Consider the following 10,392-nt stretch of genomic DNA (forward strand, 5'->3'; position numbering starts at 1 on the left):
CCCGGTGCCCCGGTGGTTGACTGCGCGGCGCGACAAGTTTCAGGGCGCCTCGGCGGGGCGCACGGCGAGCGCCTCGTTCACCGCGACCCGGGCCCGCCGCAGCGCCTCGGCCAGCCGTTCCGCGGTGAGGGCGGCCCCGCCGGACATGCGCCCGGGCGGGTCGAGCCGCCAGTCCTGGACGGTCGGCCCGGTGTCGGACTGCATGACGACCCGCATCTCGTAGCGCTCCACGCTGCGCAGCTGCGCGGCGTGCAGGTCGTCGTAGCGCAGCCGCGAGTGCACGCCCCACACGTGGTGCACGGCGCGGTCGGTGAAGGCGAGCACCCCGTCGCGCGCCAGCGGCCAGGCGAGCAGGAGCGTCTCGTCGTCCTCCAGCCCCGGCACCGGGTGCGACGTCGCCGCCTGCAGCGCCGAGCCCAGCGTCGCCCGGATGCTCTGCAGCGCGGCGATCCGCGCGGCGGTCGGCCGCGTGCCGGACACCGGGAACGGCAGCGTCTCCGTGAGGTGCGGATGGTTGGCGGCGACCCAGGCGGCGAGCACGTAGGAGGCGGGCGTGGCCGGCCCGCGCAGCAGGGGGCGGAAGTGCTCGGGCGCGGTGCCGCAGGCGACGAGGTCGTCGACGAACGACGTCAGGTCGTCGACCGAGCACTGCGCTCCGGCCGCGGCGAGGAAGTCGAACAGCACGTGCCCCGGCAGCAGGTCCCGGATCCCGGTGAACGCCGCCAGCAGGTCCGGCGGCCGGCGCCGGGCCGCGACCTGGGCGTAGTCGCGGTGGCAGCCGGAGCGCACGTGCGGGGAGAGCCGGGCGAAGAACGCCGCGGCGGTGGCGACCGGGGCGCGGGCGAGCCGCTCGGCGAGGTCCCACCGGAACGCGCGGTCGTCGGCCAGGAACGCCGACACGAACCCGTCGGCGTCGGCGTCCGGGTCGGCGCAGACGTACGCGACGACCACCCCGGCGACGCCCGCGACGAGCGGGTCGGAGCGCGACAGCGCCCGCCGCCCGTGCAGCAGCGCGTCGAGTGCGTCGAGCGGCTCGCTGAACAGCCTGGGCTGCCGCGCCCGCAGCAGGTCGGCGGCGGCCTCCGTCTCGCCGTGCCCGATGAGGTGTACCGCGATCTCGGCGACCTCGACGACGGGGCGGGTCGCGACGGCGGCGCCGGTGTGCCGGGCAAGTTCACCCCCGCCGGAGGCCCGGTGCAGGCCGGCGACGAGCGCGGCGACCCGCTCGGGCGACCCGGCCGCGGCGGTGGTCAGGACCCGCCGGACCGCGACGTCCGGCCCGGCGGCGGCCGCCGCGACCGTGACCGCGGCCAGATCCCAGCCGGACAACGCGAACACCACCGGCTCGGCGCCGCCCGCCGACCCGGGAGCGGCCTGCGCCGCGGACCCGGACGGTGCACCGGGCGGCGGGTCCGCCAAGGCGGCGCGCAGCTCCTCGACCGACGCGCCGGAGAACGCCTTCAGCAGGAGGGCACCGGATGAGATGGCGGGGGCGGGTGGCGGCGGGTCCGCGGTGGGGGGAGACCAGCCGGCCGGCGCGGTGGCCCGCTGCTCCAGGAGCCGGTTGGCGTCGATCGGGCGGCCCGCCTCGTGCAGGTGCCTGATGTACGCGATCGTGCTCTCGACCGGCCGCCCCGCCGCGGCCAGCTGCAGGACGGTCAGCGCGTCGCCGGGGCTGCGCCCGTCGCGGAGCAGGTCGGTGAGGGCGAGCAGGTCGTGGTCCGGCAGCCGCCGGGCGAGCCGCGCCATGGCGTCGCCGGCCGGCAGCTCCGCGTGCCGCAGCGCGTCGAGCAGCTCCGCCGCGGCGGAAGGGGTCGCGCACGCCCGGGCGGCGCCGTCGACCAGCGCGGTGCCCTGCGCCCCGTGGCCGGCGCGGACCATCGCCGCGGCCAGGTCGACGACGGCGGCCGGTGGGCGCTCGACGATGACGTCGGCGGCCACCTCGTACAGGTGGAACGCCGGCTCCTCGTGCCCGCCGTCGCGCAGGGCGTCGGCGAGGGCGGCGGCGTCGGCGGCGGGCATGGACGCGCTGACCCGGCGCAGCGCCGCCTCGGCCGGCTCCCGCAGCCCCGACGTCCACAGGGCACCGACGAGCGCGATCATCGCCGCGGGCCGGCCGATGCGGTCGCGGACGGCGGCGTCGAGCAGGGGCGCCTGCCGGTCGCCGAGCAGCGGGCCGAGCGCGACGATCCGCCGCCCGTCGCCGGTCGCGGCGGACCGCACGACGTCGTCGGCGATCGGGCCGAGACCGAGCTCCTCGAGGTCCGCGACGAGCCCCGCGACGGTCCCCGGGGAGCGTCGGGCGGCGGCGCCGAGCAGGACGTCCACCGAGGGGTGGGTGCGCATGGCGTACGCGAGCGCGGCCACCTCCTGCGTCGGCCGCGTGGAGCCGGCCGCGACGAGCAGGTCGGTGGCGGTCACGTCGCCGGGTGGGTCGGCGAGCAGCGCGATGAGCCGGGAGGGGTTCAGTCCGCGGCCGGCGCTGGTGTACGCCGGAGCGGCCGGCGGCGGGGTCGGTGCCGACAGGGGCGCCCGGCCGGCCCGGTTCCGGGCGAGCGCGATGGCGTGGCCGTCGTTGCGGGCGCGGGCCTGCGGCATCGGCCGGCGCTTCGCGGACAGCTCGGCGGCGAGCTGCCAGTACACCGCCTCCATCTCCAGCACGTCGGCGCCGTTGGGCAGCCCGTCGCGCAGGACGGTGACGAGCTCGCCGGTGAAGGCGGTGAACTCCTCGTCGGGCGGCGCGTAGGCGAGCGCGGTCTCGGCGGCGGCGGTCAGCACGTAGCTGTTGCCGACCACGACCCGGTCGGCGACGGTCGCGGGGTCGCCCATCGCGCCGGCCAGGGCCAGGCCGCTGTAGCAGCAGTCCAGCAGCACGACCTTGGAGCGGCAGCGGCGCGCCCCGGCGATGAGGCGGCGCACGTCCTCGAACCGCACGGCACCGTGGATGGGCGACGGCGTGGTGCGGGGGAGCGTCAGGTACAGCTCGAACGTGTCCGGCTCGATGAGCCCGTGCCCCGCGTAGTAGAACACCAGCGCGTCGCGCGCGTCCCGGGCGGCGTCGTGCAGCGCGTCGAGGATGTCGTCGGCGGATGCCGGGTCCCGCACGACCGTGCAGTGCGCTTCGGGCAGCCCCCAGACGTCGGGGTCGGTGAGCAGCGCGGCGAGGTGCCGCAGGTTGTTGGGGACCGCCGGCAGCGGCTCCAGGACGTCGAACCCGCCGGCACCCACGAGGACCGCCCTGGAGGCGAGCGGATCAGGCAGCCGCATCGTCGTCCTGTGCGGGCGGCGGCGACGGTACAGGCGGCGCAGGCGGCCCGGGAGAAGGCGCAGGCCCGGGAGAAGGCGACGGCGCGGGCGCGGGCCCGGGAGACGGTGCGGGCGGCAGCGCGGCGAGCAGGGTGGCCCGGATCCGTTCGAGCGTCTCGGGCGAGGCGTCCGCGGCGGTCACCGTGATCCCCTCGACGGTGAACACGATCGGCGGCGCGTCCGGCCGGGTCCGCCGCCACGACGCGAACGCCAGGACGAGCCCCCCGACCGCCACCGCGTGCGTCAGCACGAGGTCGATGACGTCGAGCGCGCCCATGTGCCCGCCCGCGGAGCTGCGCTGGCTGATGTCGGCCTCGGCGGCCAGGCCGGGATCGCGCAGGAGCCAGCCGTGCAGGGTCTGCACCGCGTGGGCGTCGGACACGGAGGGGGTGGTCAGCGACAGGCGCACCCGGCGATTCAAGCACCTCGCGAAGATCAATGGGTGACGGCGCCGTTACAGATACTGCGAAAGCCGACGCTGGCGCCGGCGAACGGGCCGGAATAGCATCGGCCGGTATCTTCACGCATGGGCTGATGCAATTGACACACCAGCCCACGCGCGATCATTCATGCACGGGATCGAGGAATCGGGAAAAGCGTCAGCTGATCACATCAAAATTGCCGTGCTTGGCGTCGGACAGGAACGACTTCCAAGCGGCTGGACTGAACCGTAGAACGGCTCCGTCCGGATTCTTGCTGTCGCGCACCCCGACAGCGGAGGCAACGACTGTGACTTCCACACAGTTGTTGCCGCCGTTGCCGTTGCTGTGACTGCTTTTACGCCAACCGGCACCGGTGAAATGAGCGGGCAAAACGTTCACCTCCTTTCTCGTGAGCTGAGCCGGCCGCGCGGGAGCGGCCGCCGGCTCAGGCGAGCAGGCGTTCGATCAGGCGCACCGTCGACGCCTCGCTGAGGGCCTTCGTCTCGAGCCGCTCGAACTCGTCGCGGTAGCGCTTGACCTCCGCAGGCTGCTCCTCGTAGTAGTCCCCGGCAAGGCCCTCGAGGTAGATGACATCCAAGTGGGCGACGTCCGGGAACTCCAGGAACGTGATCGGTCCGCCCATGAACGGGTGCTCGCCGGCGGTGAACGGCACGATCCGCACCGACACGTTCGGCAGCGCCGCGACGTCGATGATCTTGCGGTACTGCTCCTGCATCACCGCCGGGCCGCCGACGACCCGGTGGATCACCGACTCGTCGAACAGGGCCACGAGCTGCAGCGGGCTGGCCGCGGTGAGGCGCTCCTGGCGCAGCCGGCGCAGGGAGACCCGCCGCTCGATCGACTCCCTGGTGTCGTTGCGCCGGCCGATGCCGATCAGCGCCCGCATGTAGTCCTCGCACTGCAGCAGGCCCGGCAGCACGATGGGCTCCCACACGCGGGTGATCGACGCGTCCGCCTCCATGCCGACGAAGTTCCCCGGCCGCATGACGTCGCGGTAGTCGGTCCACCACGTGCGTTGCTTGCTCTGCCGGGCCAGGGCGAGCAGCGCCTCCCGGTAGTCCGGGTCGCTGACCCCGTAGAGGGTCAGCAGGTCGTTGACGTCCCGGGCGTTGACCGGCACGCGTGCGTTCTCAATTCTGGTGACCTTGGCCGAGTGCCACTCGAAGTGCCGGGACACGGATTCCTGCGTGAATCCGGCTTCTTCGCGACTTTTCTTCAGTTCCGCGGCCAGTCGACGGCGGCGAAGCGTCGGGCCCTCGTCCTTTGCGGCGTCAATGTCCACGGTATTGATCATATGCAATTTGCGTGATGCGCATACCCCGAGTCTAGTACTCGTTGCACTACGCGCCGTGTCTGGTACATGATGCTCGGGGACATCGAAGCCAGCACATGCTGCTGGTCCGTTCGCTGACGTGCTCGGGGCAGATCTCGAGGGAGCGTGGTCGCGATGCTTGCCAACAGCTATTACCTGATTGCCCACGATGATCGAACCGGCCGGTCCAGGCTGCACCCACGTGCCGCCGGACTCGGGCTGGCCTCCGCCCTGCTGGGTGAGCTGATGCTGTACGGGCGGCTGCGCGCCATGACCGGCGACCTGTACGTCGTCAGCCAGGAGCCGCCCGGGGACTCCCTGGCCCACACCGTGCTCGACCTGCTGATCGCGCAGCCGCAGCACCGCGAGATCCGCACCTGGCTGGCGTACCTCGCGGCCGACGCGACCGACCAGGTCGGCGAGCGGCTGCTGCGCGCCGGCGTGGTCGAGCCGGTCACCCGGCGCAAGCTGCTCAGCGCGTCGCAGACGCTGTACCTGCCGCAGACCGCCGAGCAGCGCAACACCGCCGCGTGGGAGTCGATCCGGCTGTCCGAGGCGCTCGCGCACCGGCGGTCCATGGGGCTGCACGACCGGTCGCTCATCGCGCTGGTCGTCGCGACCGGGCTGACCAGGCACGTCTTCGCCGGCGTCCAGGAGCAGCGCGAGTGCATGCGGCAGCTGCCCGCGATCATGGCGTCCCTGCCGGACGACCTGGTCCAGCTCGTCCAGTACACAGAGGCGGCGGTGGGCTCCGCGCTCGCTGTCGGCCGCCGGTGACGCGCACGGTGGGCCGACACCACTATCACCGCGGGAAGCTGCGCACCAGCACGGCCGACCGTGTGAGGAGACCGAACATGGCGCGTTTCGCACCGAGCGGGCCCGACATCGTGACCCGGGGTCTGGCCAGCAACCGTCTCGGTGTGCCGTCCATCGTGTTCTTCGGCGTCGCGGGGGCGGCGCCGCTGACCGTGATCCTCGGCGCCATCTCGACGATCTACGCCGTGGTCGGCAACATCGCCGTGCCGCTGGTGTACTTCGTCGCGGCGCTGATCCTGTCGCTGTTCACGGTCGGGTTCGTGGCGATGAGCCGGCACATCGTCAACTCCGGCGCGTTCTACTCCTACATCAGCCACGGGCTGGGCAGGGTCACCGGCGTGGCGGCGGCGTTCATCGCGCTGCCGGCCTACGCGGCGATGCAGATCGGCCTGTTCGGCCTGCTCGGCGTCGTGGCGAAGGGCGTCCTGGAGGCCAGCGGGATCCACACCAGCTGGTTCGTCTGCTCGCTGGTCGGCTGGTTCCTCATCGCCGTGCTCGGCGTGCTGTGGGTCGACCTCAGCGGCAAGGTCCTCGCCGTGCTGCTCACCGCCGAGATCACCATCGTGCTCATCTACGACGCGATCATGGTCGCCCACCCGGCCGGCGGCAGGGTGAGCACCGAGGCGCTCGACCCGGCGCAGCTGCTGACCCCCGAGGTCGCGGCGATGCTGGTGCTCGCGATCGCCGGCTTCGTCGGCTTCGAGGCGACCGTCGTGCTGTCCGAGGAGGCCAAGGACCCCAAGCGCACGATCGCCCGGGCCACCCACTGGGCGGTCCTGCTGCCGGGCCTGCTGTGCGGCGTCTCGGCGTGGGCGATGTCGGTGAACACCGGCTCCGGCAACATCGTGCAGGCGGCCAAGGACCAGGAGACCGATCTGGTCTTCGCGCTCGTCTCGCCGTACGTGCCCGAGGCGCTGATCAACGTCGGGTACGTGCTGTTCCTGACCAGCGTCTTCGCCGCGGCGCTGGCGTTCCACGCCGCGGTCGCCCGCTACCAGTTCGCCCTGGGGCGGGAGCGGGTGCTGCCCCGGCTGTGGGGGGTGGCGCACCCGCGCACCGGCGCGCCGCTGCTGGGGTCGATCACGCAGAGCCTGCTCGCGCTCGGGGTGCTGATCGTGTTCCAGGTGACCGGCGTCGACCCGCTGATCCACCTGTTCGCCTGGGGCACCGTCGTCGGCGGCCTCGGCGTGCTGATGCTCATGTGGGGCGCGTCCGCCGCGGTCATCGCGTTCTTCCTCAGGCACCGCCGGCGGGAGAACTTCTGGCGCGCGCAGCTCGCCCCGCTGCTCGCGTTCCTGCTGCTCAGCGCGGTGCTCGCGGCGACCGTCATCGGGCTGGGCGACCTGCTGCAGGTCACCGACGACTCGGTCTTCAACTGGGTCTTCTCCGCCGCCTACGTCGTCTTCGCGGTCGTCGGCATCATCTGGGCGCTGGTCATGCGCGCCGCGCGGCCGGACGCCTACGCCGGCATCGGCCGCGGCGCCGAGCAGCGGGTCATCCCGGAGGGCGCCGGGCTGCCCGTCTCACACGCGCTGCCGCGCACCGCCGACGTCGTCCGCCACTCATAGCTCCCGCCACTCATAGCTCCCGCCACTCATAGCTCCCGCCACTCATAGCTTCCACCACGCACGGCTCCCACCACCGGCTCCAGCGGGGACATCGAAAGAGGACGGTCATGACGCATGCCATACAGGATGTCGTCGTCCGCGACATCGAACCGGTCGACACCGACGCCATCACCGAGGTCCTCGTCGCCGCCATGAGCGACGGCCTGGTCGCCCGGTGGATGGCGCCGGACGCCGACGACCGGCGCGAGCACAGCCCCGAGTACTTCTCGATCTTCGCCGAGCACGCGGTGCGGCACGGCGAGGTGTACGCGACCGTCGACCCGTTCGACGGCAGGCCCTCCGGCGTCGCGCTGTGGTTCCCGCTGACGCACGCGATCCCGCCCCCGGTCGACTACGACCGGCGGCTCAAGGAGGCGGCCGGCCCCGCGTTCGACCGGGCCTGCCAGCTCGACGCGATGCTGGAGGAGGAGCACCCGATCGTCCCGCACCACTATCTGGCGTTCTTAGCCGTGCGGCCGGAGCGGCAGAACCTCGGCATCGGCAGCTCGCTGCTCGCCCGGCACCACCGCCGGCTCGACCGGGCCGGCATCCCCGCCTACCTGGAGGCCAACGACCCGCGCAACCGGGCGCTGTACCTGCGCCACGGCTACGAGAGCCGCCCGCCGATCCTGCTGCCGGACGGCCCGCCGGTCTGGCCGATGTGGCGTCCGCCGAGCACGTGAACACGCCCGAGCTGCTGATCGACCTGGAGAAGGTGGCGGCCGGGTACAGTGCGGTGACCGCGGGACTGCCGGGCATGACGGTGCACTACGCCATGAAGTGCAACCCGCACCCGGAGGTCCTCGCGGAGCTGCACGGCCTCGGCTGCCGCTTCGAGGTCGCGTCCGCGCCCGAGCTCGACCTGCTGGCCACCATCGGCGTCGACCCGGCCGGCGTGCTGTACAGCAACCCGGTCAAGCCCGTCGCCCACATCGCCCACGCGCACGCGAGGGGCCTGTGGCGCTTCGCGTTCGACTCCGAGGACGAGCTGGACAAGCTCGCCGCCGCAGCACCCGGCGCGGCCGTGTTCGTCCGGCTCGCCGCCCACCAGATCCGCAGCGGCGTGCCCAGCGAGGGCAAGTTCGGCGTCGACGTCGCCACCGCCACCGCCCTGCTGCTCGGCGCCCGCGACCGGGGCCTGCGCCCCTTCGGCGTCGCCTTCCACGTCGGCTCGCAGATGCTGCTGCCGCAGGCGTGGCGGGCGCCGCTGCGCGCCGTCGCGCAGGTCATGGACAAGCTCGCCGCCGAGCAGGTGATGCTGGAGATGGTGAACGTCGGCGGCGGCTTCCCCGCCCGCTACGCCGGCCCGGTGCCGCCGCTGCCGGACTACGCGGCGGCGATCGGCACGGGCCTCGCCGGGCTGCCCTACGACGTCCCGGTCGTGATCGAGCCGGGCCGGGCCGTCGTCGCCGCGGCGGGCACGTTGCGGGCCTCGGTCATCGGCACCGCGCTGCGCCACGGCCGGCGCTGGGTCCATCTCGACGTCGGCGCGTTCAACGGGCTGATGGAGAGCCTCGAGACGGGCAACGAGCTGCGCTTCCCGGTCACCGACTCGCGCCGCGCCGCGGCCCGCGAGCCCTGCCATCTCACCGGCCCGACCTGCGACAGCCAGGACACCATCCTGTTCGACGTGGAGCTCTCCGCCGGGTTGCGGGCCGGCGACGAGGTGTACATCGGCAATGCCGGCGCGTACACCAGCGTCTACGCCTCCTCGTTCAACGGCTTCCCGCCCCCGTCGGTCCGCTGCACGCGAGGTTCCTAGGCACCGACGGCACCGACGGCACCGACGGCGCGGGCGGCACCGACGGCGCGGGCGGCACCGACGGCGCGGGCGGCGGCACGCGGGGTTCCTAGGCGCCGGCGGTGCGGGCGGCGCTGGCGCGCACGACCAGCGACGGGGTCAGGTGCACGGGGGTCGTGGGCAGTGCCCTGCCGTCGAGGCGCGCGACGAGCAGGTCGACGCTGCGCCGCCCGAGCTCGGCGAAGTCCTGGTGGACGGTGGTGAGCGGGGGCAGGAAGTAGCCAGACTCGGGCATGTCGTCGAAGCCCACGATGCTCACGTCGTCGGGCACCGTCCGGCCCGCCTCGTGAAACGCGCGCAGCACGCCCAGGGCGATGTGGTCGTTGCCGCAGAAGACGGCGGTGACGGCGGGGTCGGCGGCGAGCAGCTGGCCGCGCAGGTAGCCGGAACGGGCCGACCAGTCGCCGGCCGCGACCGGCGGCACCGGCGCCCCGGCGGCGTGCAGCGTCTGCCGCCAGCCGTCGATCCGGTCCCTGCCCTCCGGCCAGTCGGCGGGGCCCGGGACGTGGTGGACGGTGCGGTGGCCCAGGTCGAGCAGGTGCCGGGTGGCCAGGCACGCGCCGCGGACGTTGTCGACCCGCAGCATCGGCACGGCGCCGTCGTCGGCGCCGCCCACCCCGACGGCCGGCGTGCCCGGCGGCGCCTGCGCGAGGGCGTCGGCGACGGAGTTCTTCGGGGCGATCGCGATGATCCCCTCGACCGCCTGGGCGCACAGCTGCTCGACGGCGTCGAGGACGGCGTGCCGGTCCAGCGACCGGACGGTGGCGATGCTGACGTAGTAGCCGGCCTCCCGGGCGGCCTTCTCGATCCCGTAGATCATCGACGCGGGCCCGGCGAGGGTGGTCTCGAAGCCGATCAGCCCGATCGTGCGCGACCTGCTCGTCACGAGCGTCCGCGCCGCGAGGTTGCGCCGGTAGTTGAGGATGCGCACGGCGTCCAGGACCCGGCTGCGGGTGCCGTCGCTGACGTTCGGCAGGTCGTTGAGCACCCGCGACACGGTCTGGTGCGACACCCCCGCGAGCCGCGCCACGTCGCGCATCCCGACCTTGCGCGGCGGCGGCGCCGGCACCGCGTCGGGCGCCGCGCCGCCGGCGTGCGCGACCGGCC

General features: G+C 73.7%; 9 protein-coding genes. 4 read left to right on the top strand and 5 right to left on the bottom strand.

Annotation, left to right across the window (positions count from 1 at the left end; translation table 11 throughout):
- Nucleotides 1-39: 39 nt before the first annotated feature.
- The 4 genes from AB0J72_RS44245 to AB0J72_RS44260 all read right to left on the bottom strand — a co-directional run bounded on the left by AB0J72_RS44245 (nucleotide 40) and on the right by AB0J72_RS44260 (nucleotide 5,043).
- Nucleotides 40-3,267 (bottom strand): caspase family protein, encoded by a 3,228-nt coding sequence (locus tag AB0J72_RS44245; RefSeq protein WP_363411209.1) that lies wholly within the window; start codon nucleotides 3,265-3,267, stop codon nucleotides 40-42.
- Complete coding sequence (locus AB0J72_RS44250; RefSeq protein WP_363411212.1) at nucleotides 3,254-3,715, bottom strand: hypothetical protein; 462 nt, start codon at nucleotides 3,713-3,715, stop codon at nucleotides 3,254-3,256. The genes AB0J72_RS44245 and AB0J72_RS44250 overlap by 14 nt, the downstream gene beginning before the upstream one ends.
- Before the next feature lie 190 nt (nucleotides 3,716-3,905).
- On the bottom strand, nucleotides 3,906-4,127 hold the full coding sequence (locus AB0J72_RS44255; protein ID WP_363411215.1) for a DUF397 domain-containing protein: 222 nt from the start codon (nucleotides 4,125-4,127) through the stop codon (nucleotides 3,906-3,908).
- Nucleotides 4,128-4,173: 46 nt separating this feature from the next.
- Nucleotides 4,174-5,043, bottom strand: a complete 870-nt coding sequence (locus tag AB0J72_RS44260) for a helix-turn-helix transcriptional regulator (RefSeq protein ID WP_363411218.1) — start codon at nucleotides 5,041-5,043, stop codon at nucleotides 4,174-4,176.
- 153 nt (nucleotides 5,044-5,196) lie between these two features.
- Here AB0J72_RS44260 and AB0J72_RS44265 point away from each other — a divergent pair, with 153 nt between their 5' ends.
- From AB0J72_RS44265 to AB0J72_RS44280, 4 genes are all read left to right on the top strand, one after another.
- Nucleotides 5,197-5,838 (top strand): GPP34 family phosphoprotein, encoded by a 642-nt coding sequence (locus AB0J72_RS44265; RefSeq protein ID WP_344500680.1) that lies wholly within the window; start codon nucleotides 5,197-5,199, stop codon nucleotides 5,836-5,838.
- A 77-nt stretch (nucleotides 5,839-5,915) separates the two neighbouring features.
- The gene (locus AB0J72_RS44270; RefSeq protein WP_363411221.1) at nucleotides 5,916-7,445 is read left to right on the top strand and encodes an APC family permease; all 1,530 of its coding nucleotides are present in this window, start codon (nucleotides 5,916-5,918) and stop codon (nucleotides 7,443-7,445) included.
- Between the two features lie 107 nt (nucleotides 7,446-7,552).
- Nucleotides 7,553-8,167, top strand: coding sequence for a GNAT family N-acetyltransferase (locus tag AB0J72_RS44275; protein ID WP_363411224.1), 615 nt, complete (start codon nucleotides 7,553-7,555; stop codon nucleotides 8,165-8,167).
- Entirely contained in the window at nucleotides 8,164-9,246 is a 1,083-nt protein-coding gene (locus tag AB0J72_RS44280) for a type III PLP-dependent enzyme (RefSeq protein WP_363411227.1), read from the top strand. Before AB0J72_RS44275 ends, AB0J72_RS44280 begins: the two co-directional genes overlap by 4 nt.
- A gap of 88 nt (nucleotides 9,247-9,334) precedes the next feature.
- On the opposite strand, the gene AB0J72_RS44285 is transcribed toward AB0J72_RS44280, so the two are convergent.
- A complete protein-coding gene (locus tag AB0J72_RS44285) occupies nucleotides 9,335-10,324 on the bottom strand; it encodes a LacI family DNA-binding transcriptional regulator (protein WP_363411236.1) in 990 nt (329 codons plus the stop codon).
- Nucleotides 10,325-10,392: the final 68 nt, after the last annotated feature.

It is taken from the genome of Dactylosporangium sp. NPDC049742, assembly GCF_040674675.1.
GTDB lineage: Bacteria > Actinomycetota > Actinomycetes > Mycobacteriales > Micromonosporaceae > Dactylosporangium > Dactylosporangium maewongense.

Coding starts and splice junctions, on each gene's coding strand:
- AB0J72_RS44245 (WP_363411209.1), bottom strand. CDS start 3,267: ATGCGGCTGCCTGATCCGCTCGCCTCCAGGGCGGTCCTCGTGGGTGCC.
- AB0J72_RS44260 (WP_363411218.1), bottom strand. CDS start 5,043: ATGATCAATACCGTGGACATTGACGCCGCAAAGGACGAGGGCCCGACG.
- AB0J72_RS44265 (WP_344500680.1), top strand. CDS start 5,197: ATGCTTGCCAACAGCTATTACCTGATTGCCCACGATGATCGAACCGGC.
- AB0J72_RS44270 (WP_363411221.1), top strand. CDS start 5,916: ATGGCGCGTTTCGCACCGAGCGGGCCCGACATCGTGACCCGGGGTCTG.
- AB0J72_RS44275 (WP_363411224.1), top strand. CDS start 7,553: ATGACGCATGCCATACAGGATGTCGTCGTCCGCGACATCGAACCGGTC.
- AB0J72_RS44285 (WP_363411236.1), bottom strand. CDS start 10,324: ATGCGCGACGTGGCGCGGCTCGCGGGGGTGTCGCACCAGACCGTGTCG.